Here is a 22157-nt window from a genome sequence, read left to right as displayed (position 1 = left end):
TGCTTCGTGGCCCGTGCCCGTGCACCAGCGCGCGTGGGTTTATCGCGCCAGCGGCGCTGCCGTCACCGGAAACACGCGATCGTACGCGATGTTGAACAGAAAGCCGTACACCAGGTAGAAAATCACGATGGCGATATCCATCAGCAGCGCTGCCCACAGGCCGATGCCGAGGTACCAGGCGATCAGCGGGATCAGCATGACGACCAGGCCCGCCTCGAACAGGAAGGTGTGGGCGACCCGGATCGCCATCGTTTTCTGGACACTGCCGCGCAGGCGCAGCATGGCGCGGTCGAACATGACGTTGAACACGAAGTTCCAGAGCGTGGCGATGGTCGCCGACGCGACGCCGATCACGTCCATGTGCTGCACCGGCTGGTCGAAGACAAGGGCTGAACCGGGAATGAAGATGGCCAGGGCCACGGCTTCGAACAGGAGCGCATGAACGACGCGCTCGCGGAATGTACGCATGTAACTTTCTCTCTTGTAGCTGTACGGGTCGTCTGCCCGTTTGACGTTTCGCCGGCATCATCCCATATTCTATAAATCTATGCATAGAGGCAAAATCGAGGCATCATGCTTCAAATATGAAACACCTGAATTGGGATGACCTGCGCCTGTTGTTACTCATCGCGCAGGAAGGAACGCTGCGGCGCGCGGCCAGGAAGGCCGGAGTGAGTCCGGCGACCCTGTCGCGCCGGCTGGACGACCTCGAGGACGCGGTCGGGCACAAGCTCGTCGAGCGTTTCCAGGGCGGCTGTATCCCGACAGCCTTCGGTAGCGATGTCATCGCGCTGGCCGACCAGATGGGCGAGATTGCGCTCGACGTCGAGCGCAGCCGGGAGCGCCAGGATGCGCATGCCGCGTCCGGCCTGGTGCGGATCAATACCGACGAGTGGCTCTCGTATTTCCTGACCACCCGGTTTGCGCGCTTTCATGACGCCTACCCCAACATCGAGGTGGAAATCATTACCTCGCACCGGCCTTACAACCTGACGCGCCGCGAAGCGGACATCGCGATCCGGCCTTACCGCCCTGAACAGCTCGACCTCGTCACCCGCCGGATCGGCACCCTGGCCTTCGGCTTGTATTGCAGCCAGGATGTGGCGCAGCGCCATGCTGCTGCCCTGGCAAACCGGGACTGGGCCAAGCTGCCATTCGTGGGGTTCGACGAGCCGCGCGCCGAGTTCCAGTCCGACCGCTGGTTGCGCGCCCTGCCCGGCGCGCCGGCGCCCTGGATGAAGTGCAGCTACGGACTCGGCATCCTGGATGGCGTCAGCCACGGCGCCGGCCTGGGTGTGCTGGCAACGTTTCTCGCGGGCGACGCACAGGATCTGCACGCCGTGCTTCCCCATATTCCCGAACTGGATCAGGAGATCTGGCTGTCGATGCACGGCGGCCTGCGTACGAGCGCACGCGTCCGGGCCGTGGTGGATTTCATGGAAGAGGTGTTCAGCGCCTACCGGGAAACCGGGCATTAAAGCCCGGCATGCCGGGACTGCCCGGGACTGCCCGGGACTGCCCGGGCTTGCCCGGGCTTGCCGTTAGGCGGTGACGGGCGTGCGATCAATTCAGCAGCCGGCCACGCACGCCGGCGACAGGCGCAGTCGCCGGCATGGAAACAATCAGATCAGTGACGGAAGTGACGGGTACCCGTGTACAGCATCACGACGCCGCGCTCGTCGGCCGCGTCTATCACTTCCTGATCGCGCATCGAGCCGCCCGGGTGGATGACGCAGGTCGCGCCGGCATCCACCACCACGTCGAGGCCGTCGCGGAACGGGAAGAAGGCGTCCGAGGCCACGGCCGAACCGCTAAGGGACAGGCCGGCGTTCTGCGCCTTGATCGAGGCGATGCGGGCCGAGTCGATGCGGCTCATCTGGCCGGCGCCGACACCCAGGGTCATGCCATTGCCGCAGAACACGATGGCGTTCGACTTGACGAACTTGGCGACACGCCAGGCGAACATCAGGTCCTGCAGCTGCTGCTGGGTCGGCTGCTTCTTGGTCACCACGCGCAGTTCACCCAGGCCGACGTTCTTCGCGTCCGGCGACTGCACCAGCAGGCCGCCGCCGACGCGCTTCACGTCGTAGGCATTCTGGCCGGCGCCCAGCGGAATTTCCAACAGGCGCACGTTCTGCTTGGCCGACATGATCCGGCGTGCTTCTTCCGTAAACGACGGTGCGATCAGCACTTCGACGAACAGCTTGGCCAGCGCCTCGGCCGCGCGGCCGTCGACTTCGACGTTGAAGGCGATGATGCCGCCGAAGGCCGAGGTCGGGTCGGTCTGCAGCGCGCGGGTGTAGGCGTCGAGCGCGTCGGCGCCGATCGCCACGCCGCAGGGGTTGGCGTGCTTGACGATGACGCAACCGGCCGGCTGCTCGAAGCCGCCCAGCGATTTCACGCATTCCCAGGCCGCGTCCGCGTCAGCGATGTTGTTGTAAGACAGTTCCTTGCCCTGCAGCTGGCGGTAGTTCGCCAGCGCGCCGTCGACAGCGACGATGTCGCGGTAGAATGCGGCGCCCTGGTGCGGGTTCTCGCCGTAGCGCATGTCCTGGACCTTCTCGAAGGACATGTTGATGGTCTGCGGGTAGGACGAACGGGTCGCGTGGGCCTTGTCCTCGCCCAGGCTGGTGAGATAGTTGGTGATGGCGCCGTCGTATTGCGCGGTGTGCGCGAAGACTTTCTTGGCCAGGCGGAACTTGGTGTCGTAGCCGACCGCGCCGGCAGTCGCACCGGTGCCTTTCATTTCCGCCAGCACCACGCCGTAGTCGGCCGGGTCGACGATCACGACCACGTCCTTGTGGTTCTTCGCGGCCGAACGCAGCATGGTCGGGCCGCCGATGTCGATGTTCTCGATCGCGTCTTCCAGCGAGCAGTCATCCTTGGCGACGGTCTGCTGGAACGGATACAGGTTGACCACGACCATGTCGATCTGCGGAATGCCGTGCTCTTCGAGCTTGGACACATGCTCCGGGAAATCGCGGCGCGCGAGGATGCCGCCGTGGACCTTCGGGTGCAGCGTCTTCACGCGACCGTCGAGCATTTCCGGGAAGCCGGTGTAGTCGGCAACTTCCGTCACCGGCACGCCATTGTCCTGCAGCAGTTTGGCGGTGCCGCCGGTGGACAGGATGTTCACGCCGAGCGCGGAGAGCGCACGGGCGAAATCGAGCACGCCGGTCTTGTCGGAGACGGAAATAAGGGCTTGTTTGATCATGGGAGTGGCCGTTGTTGATGGAAATTCTGTGCGGAATTCGGGCACGCCGTATAGGCCGCGCCCGCGCACGGCCACGTGTGCCGGCAAGCGTTAGAGCAATCCGTGCTCTTGCAGTTTCTTGCGCAAGGTATTGCGGTTGATGCCCAACATCTGGGCCGCGTGCGACTGGTTGCCGTCGGCGCGCGTCATGACCACTTCGAGGATCGGTTTCTCCACGGTCATCACCATCATGTCGTAGATATTCGTCGGCTTTTGCTCGCCCAGGTCATTGAAATAGTCCTCGAGGCTCTTCTGGACAACTTCCTGGATACTCTCTTTGCTCATGTCTGCTGCTTCATCCTGGTTAGTGTTTTGCTCCGCCGGCGGTAACCGGTGGCGTCCCCATCGTTCTTTTTGTTTTACTGGTTTTTTATGCTGCGATTGCCTCGTGAGCAAGCGCGGGCCGGTATTGTAACCGTTCGCCATACTGCAGTTGTGCTTGGAAAAAATTATCCACGGCAGCCAATTGCTCGGCCGTGGATTCCAAGCGATTCATGTGCTGGCGGAACTCTTCGCCGCCAGGCAAATCCTCGACGTACCAGCCGATGTGCTTGCGCGCCGTGCGCACGCCGACGTACTCGCCGTAGAAGGCATAGTGGGCCGGCAGGTGTTCGTTCATCAGCGCCCTCACCTCGTCCACCATCGGCGCAGGCAACAGTTCACCGGTGCGCAGGTAATGGTCGATCTCGCGGCAGATCCAGGGCCGGCCCTGGGCCGCGCGGCCGATCATGACCGCGTCCGCGCCCGTGTAGTCGAGCACGAATTTCGCCTTTTCCGGGCTGGTGATGTCGCCGTTGGCGACCACCGGAATCCCTACCGCCGCCTTCACCGCGCGGATGGTGTCGTACTCGGCGTCGCCCTTGTAGCCGTCGGCACGGGTGCGGCCGTGCAGGGTCAGCATCTGGATGCCGGCCTGCTCGGCCATGCGCGCGATGCGCAGGGCATTCTTGTTTTGGCGGTCCCAGCCGGTGCGGAACTTCAGCGTGACCGGCACGTCCACCGCTTGCACCACCGCATTCAGGATGCGCTCGACCAGGTCCTCGTGCTGCAGCAGGGCCGAACCGCACCAGCTGTTGCACACCTTTTTGACCGGGCAACCCATGTTGATGTCGATGATCTGGGCGCCGCGCTCGACGTTGTGACGCGCGCAATCGGCCAGGTCCTGCGGATCGGCGCCGGCGATCTGCACCGCCTTCGGCTCCATCTCGCCCGCGTGGTCGGTACGGCGGCTGGTCTTTTCGCTGGCCCACAGGCGCGGGTTGGACGCCGCCATTTCCGACACCGCATAGCCGGCCCCGAGCTGCTTGCACAGCTGGCGGAACGGACGGTCGGTCACACCCGCCATGGGCGCGACGAAGACATTATTGCGAAGTTGGTAAGGACCGATTTGCACAGGGGGAATAGAAGGAGAATTCTCGGGAACCCGTTATTTTACCCCAAGCGCTGCTCAAATTATCGGCAAAATTTTTGCCGGATTGTAGCGAACGGGACAATCAGGTGTGGACAGGGGGAAAAAAATTGGTTAGCCAGGTGGATTCATTTGTCGGCGCCTTCATCGCAGCGCCGTAGGGTGGGCACGCTGTGCCCACGCGTTGCGTGCGCCTCCTTTGCCTGGCGGCTGGACCTTCTCGCCCGCTAGCGTCCATCCTGGCCTGCTTCCGTTGCACATTTTGCGGGCGAAATATCGCCGCATGTAACTGCCGACCACGTGCGTAACGCGTGGGCACGGGGCGCCCACCCTACACCTTCCGTCACTTGCACTTACAAGTTGACTACTTGTGCTCGGAAATAGGCCACGCTACATCCGTAAATCTACCGCTTAACCGACGTCATCCAGTACCGCCGCCTGCAAATGCGCCACCTCGCCCCAACTCTCCAGCTGTAGTTTGCCGTCCTGCACGGTGAAGCGGTTGATGCTGGCGTTGTGCACCTTGAAGTCGCGCGGGGTGTCGAGCGGGAGGCCGAGGGCGGCGCGGTAGGCGCATTCGAGCACGCCGCCGTGGGCGACCAGGGCCAGCGACTTGCCGGGATTGTCCTCGGCCCAGCCGAGGATGGCCGGCACCACGCGGTCGTAGAACTGGCGGAAGGTTTCGGCGCAATTCTCGCCCGGCGGCAGGGGCGCATCGACGTCGCGGCCTTGCCAGGCAGCGAACTCCTGGGGATAGCGATCGGCGATCTCGGCATACAGCAGCCCCTCGAAGCCCCCGTAGCAGCGCTCGCGCAGGCGTCCATCTATATACAGAGGCAGATCCTGCACCTCGGCGACCGCTTTCGCGGTCTGGGCGGCGCGTGACAGGTCGCTCGAGACGAGCACGTCGAAGCGTTCATTGGCCAAGGCTGCGGCCAGGGCCCGCGCCTGACGCATGCCGGTGGCGTTCAGGTCGATGTCGAGGTGGCCCTGCAGGCGGCGTTCGGCGTTCCAGGCGGTTTCGCCATGGCGGATCAGGACGATCCGGGTCGTGGTGTCGTTTTGCATTCGGAATTAAAAAGCGCCCGTGCCAGCGCACGGGCGCGGGGATTACTTGGACAGCGTCGATGCGATCGCCGGATTGAGCGAATAGACGCCGAAGATCTGGGCTTCGTCGAGGATGTGACCGCGCATGGCCAGCCGTGCTTCCTGGCCGGTGAAGCGGCCTTCCAGCGGCAGGCGGGCAATGTCGAGTGCGTAGATGGTGAACACGTAAGTGTGGACGCGCTCGTCGTTCCACGGCGGGCAGGGACCGTCGTAGCCGTAGTACTCGCCGGCCATGTCAGGGTCCTGCGCGAACCAGCCGGTGTAGTCGTTAATGCCCTGGCGCAGCTGGTGTTCGGTGCCGTTCTTGACGAGGAAAGGCAGCTCCGGTCCGGACTTGCCGCCCGGCGTGACCATGTCGGAGAAGCGGCCTTCGGCCAGTTCCTTCAGGCTGGGCGGAATGTCGACCAGGGTCCAGTGGTAGAAGTCGGCGCGCTTCAGGCTGTCGGGAACGGTCCGGCCTTCCTTGTTGACGTCGGTGCCGTCGGTCGGCGCATCGCCGTCATGGCACAGCAGCACCAGCGACTGGGTGCCGGCCGGCACCTCGTCCCAGGCCAGGTGGGGATTGCGGTTATTCGACAGGCGCACGTGGGTGGCCGGGTCGATGACCGCGAACGCGCATTCGGGCGGGATCGGCTCGCCCTCGGTAAACGAATCGCTCCAGATTTTCATTTTGCTCACTCCCAGGGCCTCCTTGTATTGACCGCATCGATGCGGTGCGGGTTTCAGCGCTTGACGTCGACCGGATCAACGCGCAGCCAGATCGTCACCGGCCCGTCGTTGACCAATGCCACTTTCATGTCGGCGCCAAATTGGCCGGTTTCAACTTTGCCATGCCGTTCGCATGCCCGGCGCACGAAATAATCGAACAGCCGGCGCCCATCCTCGGGACTGGCGGCCGGCGAGAACGAGGGACGGGTACCGGAGCGGGTGTCGGCCGCCAGCGTGAACTGCGGCACCAGCAGCAGCGCGGCACCCAGGTCGGTGACGCTGCGGTTCATCTTGCCGGATTCGTCGGAAAAGACGCGGTAGCCGAGCAGCTTGGTCAATAAAGCGTCGGCCTCGCGCTCGGTGTCGCCCTTCTCGGCGCAGACCAGGACCATCAGGCCCGTCTCGATCGCCCCGATCGAGACGCCGTCTACTGTTACGCTGGCCTGGCTGACGCGTTGCAGCAGGCCGATCATGCCGGATCGCCGGACCGGCTGAAGGTCACGCGCGCGAACTTGCGCTTGCCGACCTGCATGACGAAGGTGCCGGCCTCCACCTGCAAGCCCTTGTCGCTGACCACACCGCCGTCGATGCGCACGCCGCCCTGGTCGATCATGCGCATCGCTTCCGAGGTCGAGGCGCACAGGCCGGCCGCCTTCAGCAGCTGGGCCACGCCGAGCGGGGCGCCGGACACGGCCACTTCGGGCACGTCGTCGGGGATGCCGCCCTTCGAGCGGTTCACGAAGTCGGCCAGCGCGTCGTCGGCCGCCTGCGCCGAGTGGAAGCGGGTCACGATTTCCTTGGCCAGCGCGACCTTGGCGTCGCGCGGGTTGGCGCCGCCTTCGGTCGCGGCCTTCACGGCGGCGATGTCCTCGATCGAGCGGAACGACAGCAGGTCGTAGTAACGCCACATCATGGTGTCGGAAATACTCATCAGCTTGCCGAACATGGTGTTCGGCGCCTCGGTGATGCCGATGTAGTTGTTCTTCGACTTCGACATCTTGTCGACGCCGTCCAGGCCCTCGAGCAATGGCATGGTGAGAATGCACTGCGGCTCCTGGCCGTAGTCTTTCTGCAACTCACGACCAACCAGCAGGTTGAATTTCTGATCCGTTCCACCTAGCTCAAGGTCTGCTTTCAAAGCGACCGAATCGTAGCCTTGCATCAACGGATACAGGAACTCATGAATAGCGATCGGTGTCCCACTCTTGTAGCGCTTGGTGAAGTCGTCGCGCTCCATCATGCGCGCCACAGTGTAGCGCGAGGCCAGCTGGATCATGCCGCGCGCGCCCAGCGGGTCGCACCACTCGGAGTTGTAGCGCATCTCGGTGCGCTCGGCATCGAGGATCAGGGCGACCTGGCGGAAGTAAGTCTGGGCATTTTCCTCGATCTGCTCGCGCGACAGCGGCGGGCGGGTGGCATTGCGGCCCGACGGGTCGCCAATCATCGAGGTGAAGTCGCCGATCAGGAAGATGACCTTGTGGCCGAGGTCCTGCAGCTGGCGCAGCTTGTTGAGCACCACGGTGTGGCCGAGGTGCAGGTCGGGAGCGGTCGGGTCGGCGCCGAGTTTGATGCGCAGCGGTACGCCGCTCTGCTCGGAACGGGCCAGCTTTTGTGCAAATTCGCTTTCGATCAGCAGTTCGTCGACGCCGCGCTTCGCGATCGCAAGCGCCTCCTGCACCTTGTCCGACAGCGGCAGAGCGGTGGCGGTTGCTAAATTGCTATTACCTGAAGACGCGGGGGAAGTCATAAAATTCTTGTAGGAAAAGTGCTAAAACGGTTGTAGGAGCAAGGATTTTGGTATAATGCTCGATCCCATCAATCTTGCCGTAAGAAAACTTTTCAAAACAACAAGAACAATGGCGTGGAAGTTCAAGCGGCAAATTTTAACTGATTGCATGAACCCTATACATAAAATCACCGGCAAACGCTGGTTCGGCCTGGCCGATGCAAGTCGCAAGACCCGCATCGTGGGCGCCGGCGCGGTGGCCCTGGCACTGTGCGCATTCGGCGCAGTCGCGGTGGCCCCGATTGCCCCCGACCCGGCCGACGTGCCGGTCAAGTCGGTCGCCGAAAACCTCGCGCTGCCGAACCTGGCCGACCAGATCGCCGCCCTCCAACAGGACGAACAGCAATTCATCCAAGAAGAGCGGATCCGCTCGGGCGACTCGATCGGCTCCACCCTGAGCCGCATGGGTGTGGATGATGCGCAAGCACAAAAGTTCATCCGTTCCGACAAACTGGCCCGCCGCCTGATCTCCCTGAAGAACGGCAAGCGCCTGCAAGCCGAGACCGACGAGAACGGCCTGCTCCTCTCCCTGCGCGCCACCATCACCGACAAGAACAGCACCCCGGTTATCCTGACGATCGCCCGCAAGGGTGACGGCTTCGTCGCCAGCGAAGCGCCGGCCAAGCTGGAACGCCGCGTCGAGATGCGTTCGCGTGAGATCACCACCTCGCTCTACTCGGCCACCGACGCCAACGTCGACGGCGGCTCGATCCCGGATTCCGTGGTCGGCGAAATCATCCAGATGTTCTCGACCAACATCGACTTCCGCTCCGACCTGAAGCGCGGCGACCGTTTCAACGTCGTCTACGAAACCTTCTGGCTGGACGGCGAAATGGTCAAGACCGGCCGCATCCTGGCCGGCGAGTTCATCAACCGCGGCACCAGCTACCAGGCCGTCTGGTTCGAAGACCCGGTCACCAAGCAGGGCGGCTACTACAGCCTGGACGGCAAGTCGCTGAAAAAAGCCTTCCTCAAGTCGCCGCTGGCCTTCTCGCGCGTCTCCTCGGGCTTCTCGAACCGCATCCACCCGATCTCGGGCAAGTGGAAAGCGCACAAGGGCATCGACTACGCGGCCCCGACCGGCACCCCGATCCGCGCCGCGGGCGACGGCACCGTCGACTTCGCCGGCGTGAACAGCGGCTACGGCAACATGGTCGTGCTCAAGCACTGGAACAACTACAGCACCGCCTACGCCCACATGAGCCGCATCGGCAACGGCGTGCGCAAGGGCGCCAAGGTCAGCCAGGGCGACATCATCGGCTACGTCGGCTCGACCGGCTGGTCGACCGGCGCCCACCTGCACTACGAGTTCCGTGTGGCAAATGTCGCGCGCGACCCGGCAACGCTGAAGGGCCTGACCCAGGCGCCGCTGACGGCCGCGGAAATGACCCGCTTCAAGATGGCCGCCGCCGAGATGAACCACCGCTTCTCGCTGCTGACCCCGGGCGGCAACGCCATGGCTGCACGCTAAGCTCTCAAGACGCTGTACTAGAACGCCTTCCCTGCATGCAGATGCACGGAAGGCGTTTTTACGTCGACATTGACTCCGGGAGCCGGAGACTGTCGCAAACGGGAGGCGGGGCGCTGCACCCGCACCCGATCCGGCGCGGCGGCGTGATCGGACTTCCTTGCTTTATGATGGGCAAATGATTATGACCACTTCTACTTTGTATATCGGCCTGATGTCGGGCACCAGCATGGACGGCGTCGACGGCGTGCTGGCCGACTTCGGCGGCGGCGCCATCCGTACGCTCGAAGCCAGCTTCATCCCCTTCCCGCCCGCCTTGCGCGCCGAACTGATGGCGCTGCAGGCCGCGGTCGAGAACGAGATCGAGCGCGAAGCCCTGGCCGCGAACGGCCTGGCGCAGTGCTATGCGGCCTGCGTGCAGGCGCTGCTGCCGCATGCGCCCGGGCCGGTGGCGGCCGTGGCGGTGCACGGCCAGACGATCCGCCATCGTCCGGAACTCGGCTTCACGCGCCAGACCAACAACCCTGCCCTGCTGGCCGAACTGACCGGGATCGACGTCGTCGCCGACTTCCGCAGCCGCGACATCGCCGCCGGCGGCCAGGGCGCGCCTCTGGTGCCGGCCTTCCATGCGGCGGCCTTCGGCAAGCCGGGCACGGCGCGCGTGGTGGTCAACATCGGCGGCATCGGCAACATCAGCGTGCTGCATGCGGACGGGCGCGTGACCGGCTTCGACACCGGGCCGGGCAATGTCCTGCTCGACGGCTGGATCGGACGCCACCAGGGCAAGGAGTACGACGCCGACGGCGCCTGGGGCGCCAGCGGACAAGTGCATGCCGCCTTGCTGGCGGCGCTGCTGGACGAACCGTATTTCCACCAGCCGGCGCCGAAGAGCACTGGACGCGACCTGTTCCACATGGCCTGGCTAGACGCGCAGCTGGCGCGCTTTCCGGGCCTGGCGCCGGCCGACGTCCAGGCCACGTTGACGCAACTGACCGCGCGCACGATCGCCGACGCGATCCGCCAGGAAAGCGCCGCCGTGGATGCGGTCTATGTGTGCGGCGGCGGCGCCTACAACGGCACGCTGCTGCGCATGCTGGGCGGCGCGCTCGGCGCTGGCGTGGCGGTGGAGTCGACCGCGGCGCTGGGCGTGGCGCCGAACCGCGTCGAGGCGCTGGCCTTTGCCTGGCTGGGTTACCGCTTCATGGAGCGCGAGCCGGGCAATATGCCGGCGGTGACGGGGGCGAAGGGGCCGCGGATCCTGGGGGCGCTGTATCCGGCGTAAGGCGGATCAAGCGCGCTGCAGAGGGTTTCGTAGGGTGGACACCTGTGTCCACGCTGTTTCACGATACGCGCTCCCTGCGGCGTTATTTCCTCAGGGTGCAGACGCTAGTCGACCACGACGCCGCGTTGACGCATGCCGTGAGACCGTGTGGGCACACGTGCCCACCCTACGAAACCACGGTACGAATAACAGGAGTTCGGGCAGCGCCGGATCAGATAACGCGGCGCCCAAAACCTGGGAGCGCTGTATTCGGCGTAATTTGAACCAAACACGCCGCGTGTGTGGGGTTTCGTAGGGTGGGCTCTCGAGCCCACGCGGTCTCACGATGCGCGCTCCCTGCGGCAGCGTTTTCACCAGGATGTCAACGTGGGCCCTCCACAGGAGCCGTGTCGACGCATACGGTGATCCCGCGTGGACACAGGTGTCCACCCTACAACGACACCCCAAAAACAAATCCGGGCAGTGCCGGATCAGATAACGCGGCGCCCAAAAAAACAAATCCGGGCAATGCCCGGATCTGGAAGCGACGCCCGGCAAGCCGGGCTGTGCGATGCGTTACGCCGAGAACGACGAACCGCAGCCGCAGGTGCTGGTCGCGTTCGGGTTCTTGATGACGAACTGGGCGCCTTCGAGGTCGTCCTTGTAGTCGATTTCTGCGCCGACCAGGTACTGGTAGCTCATCGAGTCGATCAGCAATTGAACGCCGTTCTTTTCCATCGTGGTGTCGTCGTCGTTGACGATTTCGTCGAAGGTAAAGCCGTACTGGAAGCCCGAGCAGCCGCCGCCCTGCACGAAAACGCGCAGTTTCAGGTCGGGATTGCCCTCTTCTTCGATCAGCTGGGCCACTTTGTCAGCGGCGCTGTCGGTGAAGACGATCGGGGTCGGGATGGTGTCAAAGTCTTGCACTTCGGCCACTGCAGTCATGGATAAACTCCTGATTGGATTCGGATTTATGCCATTATAGACGGTTCGCGCCGGTCATGCTTCGGCCCTCTCCGCTTCTGCCAGGTGAAAAACCGGCTCGCCCGCCGGCTGGTGCGTCAGCTTGCCGGTGACCAGGGCGCCGCCGTGCATTTCGAGCAGCTTGTAATGGACATCCCCATGTATGCGGCCTTTCGGCTGCAATTCAAGCAGTTCGGTCGAATGGACCGCGCCGGCGATGTAGCCGTTCACCACCAGGCTGGCGCAGCGCACCTCGCCCTCGATGCGGGCATGCTCGGAAACGATCAGGACGCTGTCCGGCCCCTCGCTGGCGATCACGTTGCCGTGCACCTCGCCATCGATGCGCAGGCCGCCGCTGAAACACAGGTCGCCTTCGATCCGGGCGGCTATGCCGATCAGGCTGTCAATTTCGCTTTTCGCGTTGCGACCGAACATGGTGGCACCCCTGTAGATAGATGGATATTGCAACTAGTAAATCGATCAGTGCAACAATCAATTTACCGCCCTCAACAGTTACCACCTTGATCTAGCTCTGGTCGGGCAATGCCTGTAGGAATCGCCCGACCGGGGTAGCCCTTTATTACGGCAGCAATGCGATCTGTTGCAGGCCGGTCGTTTCTTCCAGACCAAACATCAGGTTCATGCACTGCACCGCCTGGCCGGAAGCGCCCTTGACCAGGTTGTCCTGCACCACCAGGATGACGACGGTGTTGCCGCCATCCGGACGGTGCACGGCCAGGCGCAGCATGTTCGAGCCGCGGGTCGAGCGGGTTTCCGGGTGCGAGCCGAACGGCATCACGTCGACGAACGGCGAATCCTTGTATTCGGCCTCGAACAGGGCCTGCAGGGCGGCGTCGTCGATGTCCTTGGTCAAACGCGCGTACAGGGTCGAATGCATGCCGCGGATCATCGGCACCAGGTGCGGGGTGAAGATCAGGCCGACTTTCTGGTCGGTGAAACGCTGCAGCTGGGCCGAGGTTTCCGGGGTGTGGCGGTGGCCGGCCACGCCATAGGCCTTGAAATTGTCGCTCGCTTCCGAGAACAGGGTGCCGATCTCGGCCTTGCGGCCGGCGCCGGAGACGCCCGACTTGCTGTCGGCGATCAGATTCGAAGCGTCGATCAGGCCTGCCTTCAGCAGCGGCACGAAGCCCAGCTGCATCGTGGTCGGGTAGCAGCCCGGATTGGCGATCAGGCGCGCGCCCTTGATGTCTTCGCGGTTCAGTTCCGGCAGGCCGTACACGGCTTCCTCGATCAGCTCGGGCGCCGTGTGCTCCATCTTGTACCATTTTTCGAAGGCGGCGCGGTCCTTCAGGCGGAAGTCCGCCGCCAGGTCGATGACCTTCACGCCGGCCGCCAGCAGGGCCGGCGCCTGCGCCATGGCCACGCCGTGCGGGGTGGCGAAGAAGACCACGTCGCACTGGGTCAGGTCGGCCTTGTCCGGCGCCGAGAACGCCAGGTTCACGCGGCCGCGCAGCGAGGGGAACATGTCGGCCACCGGCAGGCCGTCTTCCTTGCGCGAGGTGATCGCGGTCAGCTCCACGCCCGGATGCGCGGCCAGCAGCCGCAGCAATTCCACGCCCGTGTATCCGGTTCCGCCAACGATGCCAACTTTGATCATGTTCTTTCCTTGAGAAAAATAAATAGCCCTGCGTGGGACGAGGCTGCAATTTTAACAGCGCGTGAGGCGGGGTGCCGAATACGGCCCTGCACTCGGCGGTGCAAATACTATTTGCATCCACAGCTAAAATTGCAAATTTTACACGGTGGGCTTCCTGGCCGCCGCGGCTCAGGCGGCGGCATTTGTCATGCGTTCCGGCTCGTACACCGGCACCGGATCGAGCGTCGACCGTACGCCGACCTGGTCGAAGTGCGCGTCGAGCCAGCGCTGCGCCGTCGCGATCCCGAGGTCGCGCAGGTGCAGCAGGAAGGCCCACTCGGTATTGTATTTGGTCGACAGGTCGAGGCGCTGCAACTCGTCGTTCCCGCTGATCATGTGCAGGCGCACCGCGACCGGGTGCACCGTCTCGCTCTCTTCGGCATCGACCAGGCCACCCAGGTGCTGGATCGCGCTGACTTCGCGCACGAAGCTGATGTTGAAGGCGATCTCGCTGGCGCGGCTGTGGATGTCGCTCAGGGTCATCGGCAGGCCGCCGCGCGCGACCGGGTTGTTCTGGACGATCACGATGTCGCGCGCGCCCAGGTCGACCAGCGGCGAGAGCGAAGGGTTGCCGACAAAACTGCCGTCCCAATAGGCTTCGCCGTCGATGACGACCGGCGCGAACACGTGCGGCAGGCAGGCCGAGGCGGCGATCGTGCGCGCGTCCAGCTGCTCGCGAGCGAAAATGCGGCCGCGCCCGGTGCGCACGTTCGTCACCGGCACGAACAGCGCGATCTCGCGGCACTGGCGCACGCGTTCGAAATCGATGAGTCCGGCGAGCAGCGGCAGCATCGGGTTCATGCTCATCGGCGAACTGGGCGGCGCCAGCACGCCGCCGACCAGCTGCATCAGCTGGTAGCCGGGAGAATTGCGCAGGGTCCAGTCGCCGCTGGCGTAGTCGAGCGGCGTGCGCTTGACCGGACTGAACAGCGAAGCCGCGCTCAAGCCCTGCCAGAAGCGCAGCAGGGCCGCACGCGCGCCCTCGCGCCCGCCACCCAAGGCATAGCCGTCCGCCAGCGCCGCCGCGTTCACCGAACCGGCGCTGGTGCCGCTGATCGCGACGATTTCGATGCGCTCGTCGGCCAGCAGGCGATCGAGTACGCCCCAACCGAAGGCGACAAGGGCGCCGCCGCCCTGCAATCCAAGACTGATCCTTTTACCAGACATGTGCATCTCCTGCGAATTGCCGACCACTCAGGCTAGCAGCCGCAAGGAAGCCCGGCCGTGCGCTAGCGAACGCTCGTGGCCGCATGAACCATGTTGCCGTTCATGATGACTGCGGTGCGCTCGCTGCGCCATGACGAGGGGTGCGGCCTGCAGTTGGCGAAGCGCCGCAACAACGGTTACCGCCATGTCGATACAAAAGATGCCGGAAATAAAAAAGCCGCCCGAAGGCGGCTTCTTGTCCAGCAGTAGCAGCCAGAAGGCTGCCGGAGCGATTAACGCTTCGAGAACTGCTTTGCGCGACGTGCTTTACGCAGGCCGACTTTCTTACGCTCGACTTCACGGGCGTCACGGGTGACGAAACCGGCACGTGCCAGGTCGCCCTTCAGGCCTGCGTCGTAGTCGATCAGTGCGCGGGTGATGCCGTGACGAACCGCGCCAGCCTGGCCCGATTCACCACCGCCGTGCACGTTGACCTTGATGTCGAAACGCTCGACGTTGCCGGTCAGTTCCAGCGGCTGACGGATGACCATCAGGCCGGTTTCGCGCGAGAAGTAATCCGCAGCCGGCTTGCCGTTCACGATGATCTGGCCGGTGCCAGCTTTGATGAACACGCGAGCGACTGCACTCTTGCGACGGCCAGTGCCGTAGTTGTAGTTACCGATCATGTCAGTTCCTTAGAGGGTCAGTGCTTGGGGTTGCTGTGCTGCGTGCGGGTGGGTGCCTTCCGCGTACACTTTCAGCTTCTTGATCATGGCGTAGCCCAGCGGGCCCTTCGGCAGCATGCCTTTGACAGCCTTTTCCAGGGCACGGCCCGGGAAGCGCTGTTGCATTTTCAGGAAGTTGGTTTCGTAGATACCGCCCGGGTAGCCCGAGTGACGGTAGTAGGTCTTGGCGGTGGCCTTGGTGCCGGTCACGCGCAGCTTGCCTGCGTTGATGACGACGATGTAGTCACCGGTATCGACGTGCGGAGTGAATTCCGGCTTGTGTTTGCCGCGCAGTCGGAGTGCCACTTCGCTGGCAACACGTCCGAGGACCAAGTCCGTCGCGTCAATCACAAACCAGTCGCGCTGGACTTCATGGCCCTTAGCGGAAAAAGTTTTCATGTTGACTTCCTAATAGGTAAATTGCTCAAATGGTGGTTCCGCAAGGGTTACTGCGGACTCTGCCTTATTGTCTTTTCCAGAGCAAATGGAAAGCCGACGATCATACCGTGCTTTGCACAGCCGCGTCAAGGCGACCTTCTGTCGCTGTCGCATCCATGCCCATCCAGGCCTCGCCATGGTGAGCTTGCACAAGCTCACATTCCTCATGGCAACTAGACTCGACGAGGATGTATGCATGCAAAAGTGTTCTTAAATGAAACTTTCGGGTTGACCGGCGAATTGATGCCAAATTAGTATGGATCAATTGTCTGAGGAGCTGAAGTGAAGATTCGATCCAAAGTGAAGATGCGTTCCATCCTGCTACCCCTGTGTGCGCTGCTCCTTTCCAGCGCGACCCAGGCCGCGCCGGCCGCTGCGAAAGCGGCCACGCGCAACTGCCACCTGCCCGGTACCGAGGAGACGCTGCGTTGCCTGGCGATTCCCGTCCCGCTCGATTACGCCAAACCGAACGGCCCCGGCACCAAGGTCCACGTGACGGTGGCGCCGGCCTTCCGCGAGGCCGCCCGCAACGACCCCTTGTTCGTGCTGGCCGGCGGTCCCGGCCAGGCCGGCAGCGATGTGCTGCCCCTGCTCTCGGCCGCCTTCAAGCGCGTGCGCGCCACCCGTGACATCGTCTTCATCGACCAGCGCGGGACCGGCCTGTCCGGCAAGCTCGATTGCGAAAGCCGTCCCGAACACGAGACCATGAGCGACGCCGAGCTCGAAGCCGAGGTCCGGTCCTGCATCGCGAACAGCCGCGCGCCCTTCGGCGCCTACACCACGGCTGCCGCCGCGCGCGACCTGGAACAGGTGCGCAAGGCGCTCGGCTACGGCAAGGTCAACGTCTGGGGCGGCTCCTACGGCACCCGCCTCGGCCAGGCCTATGCGCGCGCCTTCCCCGACAGCGTGCGCACGCTGGTGCTGGACGGCGTCGCCGCGCCCGACCAGGTGATTCCGGCGGGCGGGCGCGACGGCAATGCCGCGCTCGACAAGCTGTTCGACCAATGCGCCAGGGATGCCGCCTGCAACAAGGCGTATCCGACACTGCGCGCCGAATTCGACGCACTGGTGAAACGCACCGAAGCCGGCATCAAGCTCTCGATCGCCGACCCGCGCACCGCGGCGCCGGTCACCTTCACCATGACCGGCCAGCGCTTCCTCGGCACGGTCCACAACATCCTGTATTCGCCGGCCGACGCGCGCCGCCTGCCCTTCCTGCTGCACAGCGCCTACAACGGCCGCTGGGAACCCTTCGTCGCGCGCCACAACATCGCCAGCGATTTCGCCAGCGACGGCTCGAGCGCGATGCTGCTGCACCTGGCGGTGGTCTGCGCCGAGGACGTGCCGCGCATGACCCCGGAACTGATCAAGGAAGACAATGCCCTGCTCACGCGTCCGATGGCCGAGCGCATCCCGGGCCTGTGCAAGGACATGAAGGTGCCGGCCGTTCCTTATACGGCCCCGAGCAGGATCGCCGCGCCGGCCCTGCTGCTGTCGGGCGCGCTCGACCCAGTGACGCCCCCTCGGCGCGCCGAGGCGGCGGCACGTTATTTCAACAATGCGCGCCATTTGGTGGTGGAGAACGCCGGCCATGGCGTCTCGCAGCTCGGCTGCGCGCCGCGCCTGCTGCGCGAATTCCTCGACAAGCCCACCGCGAAGCTCGACGCCAGCTGCCTGGCCGAGATCCCGGCCCCGACCTTCCAGCTCGGCAGCGCCGGGCCGCAACCCTGAATCGAGTTTCCCCATGATCGAAGTAAAAGACGTACGCAAACAGTTCGGCGAGGTGCAGGCGCTCGGCGGCGTGAGCTTTTCCGCGCGCGACGGCCAGATCACCGCCCTCCTCGGCCCCAACGGCGCCGGCAAGACCACCCTGCTGCGCACCCTGATCGGCCTGCTCAGACGCGACCACGGTTCCATCTCGATCGACGGTGTCGATCCGGAACGGGACCCGCTGGCGGTGCGCCGCAACATCGGCTTCCTGACCGACCAGTTCGGGCTCTACGAGCGCCTGTCCACGCGCGAATACCTGGCCTATTTCGGTGAGCTGAACGGCATGGGCGGCCCCGCCCTGCACGATCGCATCGACGAAGTCTCGGAACTGCTGGCGATGGACGACATCCTCGAGCGCCGCGCCAAGGGCTTTTCGCAAGGCCAGCGCATCAAGGTGGCGCTGGCGCGCACCCTGCTGCACCGGCCGCGCCACCTGCTGCTCGACGAACCGAGCCGCGGCCTGGACGTGATGGCCACGCGCGCGCTGCGCCACGCGCTCACCGCGCTGCGCAAGGATGGCTGCTGCGTGATCATGGCTACCCACGTGATGCAGGAAGTGACCCACCTGTGCGACGACGTGATCGTCATCGCCAAGGGCCATACCGTGGCCCAGGGCTCGCCCGAAGAACTGTGCCGGCGCACCGGCATCGCCAGCCTGGAAGACGCCTTCGTCAGCCTGGTCGGCACCGAGGAAGGAATCGCCGCATGAAGCCGACGAATGTAAAGCCGACGAATGTAAAGCCAACGAATCTAAAGCCAAAATTCCTGGTTGTCCTGATCAAGGAACTGCGCGAGACCCTGCGCGACAAGCGCACCCTGGGCCTGCTCGCGCTGTTCACCTTCATGTACCCGCTGATGCTGGGCTTCCTGCTGCACAAGACCATCGACCGCGCCACCAAGCCGGAGCGCGACGGCGTCCGGGTCGCCGTGATCGGCGCCGGCCTGGCGCCGACCCTGATGGCCCAGCTCAAGCAGCGCAACGTCACCGTCGTCGATACCAAGCCGCTCGACGAAGAGGCGATCGGCGAGCTGCTGCGCTCGGAGAAGTATCCGGTGGTGCTGCGCCTGTCCGACAAGTTCACCGAGAACTACGCCGCGATGCGCCCGGCGCGGGTCGAGCTGTGGTTCGACTCGGCCGACGAAAACTACACCCAGCGGCGCGAGGTCGAGGAAGTACTCGAGGCATATGGCGCCAACGTCGCCAGCGCGCGCCTGCTGGCGCACGGCGTGTCGCCGGCGACGCTGGCGCCGATCCAGGTGCAGCGTTTCGACACTGGCACCAACGCCTCGCGCTCGGCCGGCTTCATCGGCAGCATCCTCGGCATCCTGTTCCTTCCCGCCTTTATCTGCGGGATGTCGACCGCGGTCGACATCACCGCCGGCGAGCGCGAACGGCGTTCGATGGAAGTGCTGATGGCGCAACCGGCGCGCGCCTGGGAACTGGTGACCGGCAAGTGGCTCACCGCCGGCGTGCTGGCCATCGCCGGCGTCACGCTGGAACTGGCGCTGGCGCATGCCATCCTGTCCTGGATGCCGTTGGAGGAAATCGGCATGTCCTGGGCCCTGACCTGGGGCCACCTGGCGCTGGTCTGCTTCGCCTCGATCCCGCTGTGCCTGTTCGCGGCCGGCCTGCAGATCGCGCTGGCGATGAACGCGAAATCGTTCAAGGAAGCGCAGAGCGTGCTGAGCATCGCGATGCTGGTGCCGCTGGTGCCGGGGGTCGTGATCTCGATGATGGAACTGAAGACGGCCGACTGGATGTACATGGTGCCGATGCTGTCGAACCAGACGCTGCTGCGCGAGATGGCCAAGGGCGGCGAGGTCGGCCTGTGGCCGGTGGCGATGACCTTCCTGTCCTCGGCGCTGGCGGCGGCGATCGCCGTCGGCTTCGCCAGCTGGCGCATGAAGAGCGAGCGTTACGTGCTGTCGGTCTGAACCCCTTGGCGATGGCGCAATGAAAACAGCCCGCCCCGGCATGCCGCGGCGGGCTGTCTTACAATGTGGTCAGCATAAACAGCGGAGATACGCACATGGAAGTCAAAGTCAGCTGGAACGGCCCGTCGGGCATGAGTTTTCGCGCCGAGACCGGGTCCGGCCACACCGTGACGATGGACGGCGCGCCGGAAGCCGGCGGCCACAACACGGCGGCGCGGCCGATGGAGCTGGTGCTGGCCGGCACCGGCGGCTGCACCGCGTTCGACGTGGTCCTGATCCTCAAGCGCAGCCGCGAGGACGTCCAGGGCTGCGACGTCACGCTGCAGGCCGAGCGCGCCGATACCGATCCGAAGGTGTTCACCAAGATCAACTTCCACTTCACGGTGAGCGGGAAGAATCTGAAGCCGGCGGCGGTCGAGCGCGCGGTGAAGCTGTCGCACGAGAAGTACTGCTCGGCCTCGATCATGCTGGCCAAGACGGCCGAGATCACGCACTCGTTCGAGATCGTCGAAACCGCCTGATCGGTTTCGTAGGGTGGGCACTCGTGCCCACGCGGTCGTACTCATGAACACCCGACAGCGTAGTCTCGCCGAACAAGCTCGCCGATCGCATACGACGCGGATCTCACGGATGCCGCAACACCCGCAAGCGCCGTACCGCGTGGGCTCGAGAGCCCACCCTACGGTCGAAGCCAACATGCAAACGGCGCCGCCACGCATCGCGCAGCGACGCGCCAACGCTTACACGTAATACGCGGTGGTCGTCATTACCTTCGCAAACGCCTTCATCGCCAGCTTGACCGGCACCGGCATCTCGGCCGCGCCGAGGTTCTGGGCCGCGGCGCCGTGGGCGATCTCGTCGACGCGCATCTGGTCGACGATGGCGCGCGACTTGGCGTCCTGCGGCGGCAGCATGTCGAGGTGGCTGTCCAGGTGGGCCTCGACCTGGCGCTCGGTCTCGACGACGAAGCCCAGGCTGTTGGCGTCGCCCAGCTTGGCCGCCACGGTGCCCATCGCGTAGGCGCCGGCATACCACAGCGGATTCAGTACGCTCGGCTGCGAGCCGAGCTCCGACAGGCGCTGCGCGGTCCAGGCCAGGTGGTCTTCCTCTTCGCGTCCGGCCTGCTCGAACTGCATGCGCATGGCCGGCGATTGCGCGTGGCGCGCCTGCGAGTCGTACAGCGCCTGGGCGCAGACTTCGCCGACGTGGTTCACGCGCATCAGGCCGGCGCTGTGGCGCTGTTCGCGCTCGTCGAGTTCGCAATCGACGGCGTGCGCCGCCGGGTTCGGGCGCGAGGCCGATGCCACGCCGCCGACCACGCGCAGCGCCTTGTCGAAGCCGACGATCAGCTGGTCGAGGGGACTGATAAAACGGTTCGCTAACATAGTATTCGATTTATTCGCGGGGAAAACGCCATTATATGCCCGCCGCCGCCGGCCTTGCCGCGCGCCCTGCCCCGGCCGCTTGCGTGTGTACCCTCGCACGCCCTGCCCCCGCCTTTCTGCAGTCCAGCCCACCCAGCGCGCCGTGTGTCGCACCGGGCCGCCCGACTCGGCCGTAATTGACTACAATGCATGCGTCAAAAAGGCTTGGCGGAAATGAAAATGAACGCCATGCAAAGCCCACCTGGAGTCCGCATGGAATTACGCATCCGCAATCTGTCCAAGACCTACGCCAACGGCGTAGTGGCCCTGGACAAGGTCACGCTGAACATCCCGCAAGGCATGTTCGGCCTGCTGGGGCCGAACGGCGCCGGCAAGTCGACCCTGATGCGCATCCTCGCCACGCTGCAGGAATGCGACAGCGGCTCGGTCTTCCTCGACGACATCGACGTGCTCGACGAAAAGGACGAGGTGCGGCGCATGCTCGGCTACCTGCCCCAGGACTTCGGCGTCTACCCGAAGGTGACGGCCTACGAGATGCTCGACCACTTCGCCCAGCTGAAGGGGCTGGCGAACCGGCAGCGCCGGCGCGAGGTCGTCGACGGCCTGCTCCAGCAAACCAACCTGTTCGAGGTGCGCCACCAGAAGCTGGGCACCTTCTCGGGCGGCATGCGCCAGCGCTTCGGCGTGGCCCAGGCGCTGATCGGCGACCCGCAGCTGATCATCGTCGACGAGCCCACCGCCGGCCTCGATCCGCAGGAGCGGGTGCGCTTCCACAACCTGCTGTCGGACATCGGCGCCGACAAGACGGTGCTGCTGTCGACCCACATCGTGTCCGACGTGGCCGACCTGTGCTCGAACATGGCGATCATCCACAAGGGCCACGTGCTGCTGTGCGGCGAGCCGGCGCGCCTGATCGAGGACATCGAGGAGCGCATCTGGGCGCGCTTCGTCGACAAGCAGGACCTGCCGCTGTTCCAGAAGCAGCACGCCGTGATCTCGACCCGGCTGCGCGCCGGCCGCACCCTGATCCACGTGTATGCCGAGCACGATCCCGGCATGGGTTTCGAGCCGGCCCACGCCAGCCTGGAAGACGTGTATTTCGCCACCATCGCCGGCCGCCACGACAGCGCAACGGGGAACTGCTGAT

At 64.6% G+C, this 22157-nt stretch carries 24 protein-coding genes; 9 read left to right on the top strand and 15 right to left on the bottom strand.

Annotation, left to right across the window (positions count from 1 at the left end; all coding sequences use genetic code 11):
• Positions 1-39: 39 nt before the first annotated feature.
• Positions 40-468, bottom strand: coding sequence for a PACE efflux transporter (locus tag ACFOPH_RS22490; RefSeq protein WP_379737343.1), 429 nt, complete (start codon positions 466-468; stop codon positions 40-42).
• A gap of 116 nt (positions 469-584) precedes the next feature.
• On the opposite strand from ACFOPH_RS22490, the gene ACFOPH_RS22485 reads away from it, so the two are divergent.
• Complete coding sequence (locus ACFOPH_RS22485) at positions 585-1478, top strand: LysR family transcriptional regulator (RefSeq protein ID WP_312548194.1); 894 nt, start codon at positions 585-587, stop codon at positions 1476-1478.
• A gap of 149 nt (positions 1479-1627) precedes the next feature.
• Here the strand turns inward: ACFOPH_RS22485 and purH are convergent, their stop codons facing one another.
• From purH to tyrS, 7 genes are all read right to left on the bottom strand, one after another.
• A complete protein-coding gene (purH, locus tag ACFOPH_RS22480) occupies positions 1628-3214 on the bottom strand; it encodes a bifunctional phosphoribosylaminoimidazolecarboxamide formyltransferase/IMP cyclohydrolase (RefSeq protein WP_312548195.1) in 1587 nt (528 codons plus the stop codon).
• Positions 3215-3304: 90 nt separating this feature from the next.
• Entirely contained in the window at positions 3305-3538 is a 234-nt protein-coding gene (locus ACFOPH_RS22475) for a helix-turn-helix domain-containing protein (RefSeq protein WP_056338842.1), read from the bottom strand.
• An 85-nt stretch (positions 3539-3623) separates the two neighbouring features.
• Positions 3624-4646 carry a tRNA dihydrouridine synthase DusB gene (gene dusB, locus ACFOPH_RS22470; protein ID WP_312548196.1) on the bottom strand — a complete coding sequence of 341 codons (1023 nt, stop codon included), beginning with the start codon at positions 4644-4646 and terminating at the stop codon, positions 3624-3626.
• Positions 4647-5072: 426 nt separating this feature from the next.
• Positions 5073-5729, bottom strand: a complete 657-nt coding sequence (locus tag ACFOPH_RS22465; protein WP_379737340.1) for a histidine phosphatase family protein — start codon at positions 5727-5729, stop codon at positions 5073-5075.
• A gap of 42 nt (positions 5730-5771) precedes the next feature.
• Entirely contained in the window at positions 5772-6437 is a 666-nt protein-coding gene (locus ACFOPH_RS22460; RefSeq protein WP_312548247.1) for a YbhB/YbcL family Raf kinase inhibitor-like protein, read from the bottom strand.
• Positions 6438-6490: 53 nt separating this feature from the next.
• The gene (dtd, locus tag ACFOPH_RS22455) at positions 6491-6949 is read right to left on the bottom strand and encodes a D-aminoacyl-tRNA deacylase (RefSeq protein WP_312548199.1); all 459 of its coding nucleotides are present in this window, start codon (positions 6947-6949) and stop codon (positions 6491-6493) included.
• A complete protein-coding gene (gene tyrS, locus ACFOPH_RS22450) occupies positions 6946-8223 on the bottom strand; it encodes a tyrosine--tRNA ligase (protein ID WP_312548200.1) in 1278 nt (425 codons plus the stop codon). Before tyrS ends, dtd begins: the two co-directional genes overlap by 4 nt.
• 148 nt (positions 8224-8371) lie before the next feature.
• Between tyrS and ACFOPH_RS22445 the strand changes: the two genes are divergently transcribed.
• Positions 8372-9733, top strand: coding sequence for a M23 family metallopeptidase (locus tag ACFOPH_RS22445; RefSeq protein WP_312548201.1), 1362 nt, complete (start codon positions 8372-8374; stop codon positions 9731-9733).
• Positions 9734-9914: 181 nt separating this feature from the next.
• A complete protein-coding gene (locus ACFOPH_RS22440; RefSeq protein ID WP_379737337.1) occupies positions 9915-11012 on the top strand; it encodes an anhydro-N-acetylmuramic acid kinase in 1098 nt (365 codons plus the stop codon).
• Between the two features lie 555 nt (positions 11013-11567).
• Here the strand turns inward: ACFOPH_RS22440 and erpA are convergent.
• The 4 genes from erpA to ACFOPH_RS22420 all read right to left on the bottom strand — a co-directional run bounded on the left by erpA (position 11568) and on the right by ACFOPH_RS22420 (position 14778).
• A complete protein-coding gene (erpA, locus tag ACFOPH_RS22435) occupies positions 11568-11936 on the bottom strand; it encodes an iron-sulfur cluster insertion protein ErpA (protein ID WP_290424891.1) in 369 nt (122 codons plus the stop codon).
• Positions 11937-11990: 54 nt separating this feature from the next.
• On the bottom strand, positions 11991-12389 hold the full coding sequence (locus ACFOPH_RS22430; protein WP_312548206.1) for a bactofilin family protein: 399 nt from the start codon (positions 12387-12389) through the stop codon (positions 11991-11993).
• A 145-nt stretch (positions 12390-12534) separates the two neighbouring features.
• A complete protein-coding gene (gene argC, locus ACFOPH_RS22425; protein WP_312548207.1) occupies positions 12535-13572 on the bottom strand; it encodes an N-acetyl-gamma-glutamyl-phosphate reductase in 1038 nt (345 codons plus the stop codon).
• Between the two features lie 168 nt (positions 13573-13740).
• The gene (locus ACFOPH_RS22420) at positions 13741-14778 is read right to left on the bottom strand and encodes a patatin-like phospholipase family protein (protein WP_379737334.1); all 1038 of its coding nucleotides are present in this window, start codon (positions 14776-14778) and stop codon (positions 13741-13743) included.
• 90 nt (positions 14779-14868) lie between these two features.
• Here ACFOPH_RS22420 and ACFOPH_RS22415 point away from each other — a divergent pair, with 90 nt between their 5' ends.
• Positions 14869-15027 (top strand): hypothetical protein, encoded by a 159-nt coding sequence (locus ACFOPH_RS22415; protein WP_379737332.1) that lies wholly within the window; start codon positions 14869-14871, stop codon positions 15025-15027.
• Between the two features lie 23 nt (positions 15028-15050).
• Here the strand turns inward: ACFOPH_RS22415 and rpsI are convergent, their stop codons facing one another.
• Together rpsI and rplM are read right to left on the bottom strand one after the other, a co-directional pair.
• Positions 15051-15443: a 30S ribosomal protein S9 gene (rpsI, locus tag ACFOPH_RS22410; RefSeq protein ID WP_136223188.1), complete on the bottom strand. Its 393-nt coding sequence runs from the start codon at positions 15441-15443 to the stop codon at positions 15051-15053.
• A gap of 9 nt (positions 15444-15452) precedes the next feature.
• Entirely contained in the window at positions 15453-15881 is a 429-nt protein-coding gene (gene rplM / locus ACFOPH_RS22405; protein WP_290424888.1) for a 50S ribosomal protein L13, read from the bottom strand.
• A gap of 321 nt (positions 15882-16202) precedes the next feature.
• Between rplM and ACFOPH_RS22400 the strand changes: the two genes are divergently transcribed.
• The 4 genes from ACFOPH_RS22400 to ACFOPH_RS22385 all read left to right on the top strand — a co-directional run bounded on the left by ACFOPH_RS22400 (position 16203) and on the right by ACFOPH_RS22385 (position 20146).
• Positions 16203-17651 (top strand): alpha/beta hydrolase, encoded by a 1449-nt coding sequence (locus ACFOPH_RS22400; RefSeq protein WP_312548213.1) that lies wholly within the window; start codon positions 16203-16205, stop codon positions 17649-17651.
• 13 nt (positions 17652-17664) lie between these two features.
• Positions 17665-18399 (top strand): ABC transporter ATP-binding protein, encoded by a 735-nt coding sequence (locus ACFOPH_RS22395; protein ID WP_312548215.1) that lies wholly within the window; start codon positions 17665-17667, stop codon positions 18397-18399.
• Positions 18396-19625, top strand: coding sequence for an ABC transporter permease (locus ACFOPH_RS22390; protein WP_312548216.1), 1230 nt, complete (start codon positions 18396-18398; stop codon positions 19623-19625). The genes ACFOPH_RS22395 and ACFOPH_RS22390 overlap by 4 nt, the downstream gene beginning before the upstream one ends.
• Positions 19626-19720: 95 nt before the next feature.
• Positions 19721-20146 (top strand): OsmC family protein, encoded by a 426-nt coding sequence (locus tag ACFOPH_RS22385; RefSeq protein WP_379737329.1) that lies wholly within the window; start codon positions 19721-19723, stop codon positions 20144-20146.
• 219 nt (positions 20147-20365) lie between these two features.
• Here the strand turns inward: ACFOPH_RS22385 and coq7 are convergent, their stop codons facing one another.
• Complete coding sequence (gene coq7, locus ACFOPH_RS22380; protein WP_312548218.1) at positions 20366-21010, bottom strand: 2-polyprenyl-3-methyl-6-methoxy-1,4-benzoquinone monooxygenase; 645 nt, start codon at positions 21008-21010, stop codon at positions 20366-20368.
• A gap of 252 nt (positions 21011-21262) precedes the next feature.
• On the opposite strand from coq7, the gene ACFOPH_RS22375 reads away from it, so the two are divergent.
• Entirely contained in the window at positions 21263-22156 is an 894-nt protein-coding gene (locus ACFOPH_RS22375) for an ABC transporter ATP-binding protein (protein WP_379737327.1), read from the top strand.
• Position 22157: the final 1 nt, after the last annotated feature.

It is taken from the genome of Massilia haematophila (assembly GCF_042647645.1).
In the GTDB taxonomy this organism is placed as follows: Bacteria; Pseudomonadota; Gammaproteobacteria; order Burkholderiales; family Burkholderiaceae_D; genus Telluria; species Telluria haematophila.
Note: the sequence above shows the minus strand (reverse complement) of the source record. Positions and strands in the feature narration are given on the sequence as shown.

Excerpts from the sequence above, each read along its gene's own strand:
- ACFOPH_RS22490 (WP_379737343.1), bottom strand. The coding sequence starts at position 468 with ATGCGTACATTCCGCGAGCGCGTCGTTCATGCGCTCCTGTTCGAAGCC.
- ACFOPH_RS22485 (WP_312548194.1), top strand. The coding sequence starts at position 585 with ATGAAACACCTGAATTGGGATGACCTGCGCCTGTTGTTACTCATCGCG.
- purH (WP_312548195.1), bottom strand. The coding sequence starts at position 3,214 with ATGATCAAACAAGCCCTTATTTCCGTCTCCGACAAGACCGGCGTGCTC.
- ACFOPH_RS22475 (WP_056338842.1), bottom strand. The coding sequence starts at position 3,538 with ATGAGCAAAGAGAGTATCCAGGAAGTTGTCCAGAAGAGCCTCGAGGAC.
- ACFOPH_RS22465 (WP_379737340.1), bottom strand. The coding sequence starts at position 5,729 with ATGCAAAACGACACCACGACCCGGATCGTCCTGATCCGCCATGGCGAA.
- ACFOPH_RS22460 (WP_312548247.1), bottom strand. The coding sequence starts at position 6,437 with ATGAAAATCTGGAGCGATTCGTTTACCGAGGGCGAGCCGATCCCGCCC.
- dtd (WP_312548199.1), bottom strand. The coding sequence starts at position 6,949 with ATGATCGGCCTGCTGCAACGCGTCAGCCAGGCCAGCGTAACAGTAGAC.
- tyrS (WP_312548200.1), bottom strand. The coding sequence starts at position 8,223 with ATGACTTCCCCCGCGTCTTCAGGTAATAGCAATTTAGCAACCGCCACC.
- ACFOPH_RS22445 (WP_312548201.1), top strand. The coding sequence starts at position 8,372 with ATGAACCCTATACATAAAATCACCGGCAAACGCTGGTTCGGCCTGGCC.
- ACFOPH_RS22440 (WP_379737337.1), top strand. The coding sequence starts at position 9,915 with ATGACCACTTCTACTTTGTATATCGGCCTGATGTCGGGCACCAGCATG.
- erpA (WP_290424891.1), bottom strand. The coding sequence starts at position 11,936 with ATGACTGCAGTGGCCGAAGTGCAAGACTTTGACACCATCCCGACCCCG.
- ACFOPH_RS22430 (WP_312548206.1), bottom strand. The coding sequence starts at position 12,389 with ATGTTCGGTCGCAACGCGAAAAGCGAAATTGACAGCCTGATCGGCATA.
- argC (WP_312548207.1), bottom strand. The coding sequence starts at position 13,572 with ATGATCAAAGTTGGCATCGTTGGCGGAACCGGATACACGGGCGTGGAA.
- ACFOPH_RS22420 (WP_379737334.1), bottom strand. The coding sequence starts at position 14,778 with ATGTCTGGTAAAAGGATCAGTCTTGGATTGCAGGGCGGCGGCGCCCTT.
- ACFOPH_RS22415 (WP_379737332.1), top strand. The coding sequence starts at position 14,869 with ATGTTGCCGTTCATGATGACTGCGGTGCGCTCGCTGCGCCATGACGAG.
- rpsI (WP_136223188.1), bottom strand. The coding sequence starts at position 15,443 with ATGATCGGTAACTACAACTACGGCACTGGCCGTCGCAAGAGTGCAGTC.
- rplM (WP_290424888.1), bottom strand. The coding sequence starts at position 15,881 with ATGAAAACTTTTTCCGCTAAGGGCCATGAAGTCCAGCGCGACTGGTTT.
- ACFOPH_RS22395 (WP_312548215.1), top strand. The coding sequence starts at position 17,665 with ATGATCGAAGTAAAAGACGTACGCAAACAGTTCGGCGAGGTGCAGGCG.
- ACFOPH_RS22390 (WP_312548216.1), top strand. The coding sequence starts at position 18,396 with ATGAAGCCGACGAATGTAAAGCCGACGAATGTAAAGCCAACGAATCTA.
- ACFOPH_RS22385 (WP_379737329.1), top strand. The coding sequence starts at position 19,721 with ATGGAAGTCAAAGTCAGCTGGAACGGCCCGTCGGGCATGAGTTTTCGC.
- coq7 (WP_312548218.1), bottom strand. The coding sequence starts at position 21,010 with ATGTTAGCGAACCGTTTTATCAGTCCCCTCGACCAGCTGATCGTCGGC.
- ACFOPH_RS22375 (WP_379737327.1), top strand. The coding sequence starts at position 21,263 with ATGGAATTACGCATCCGCAATCTGTCCAAGACCTACGCCAACGGCGTA.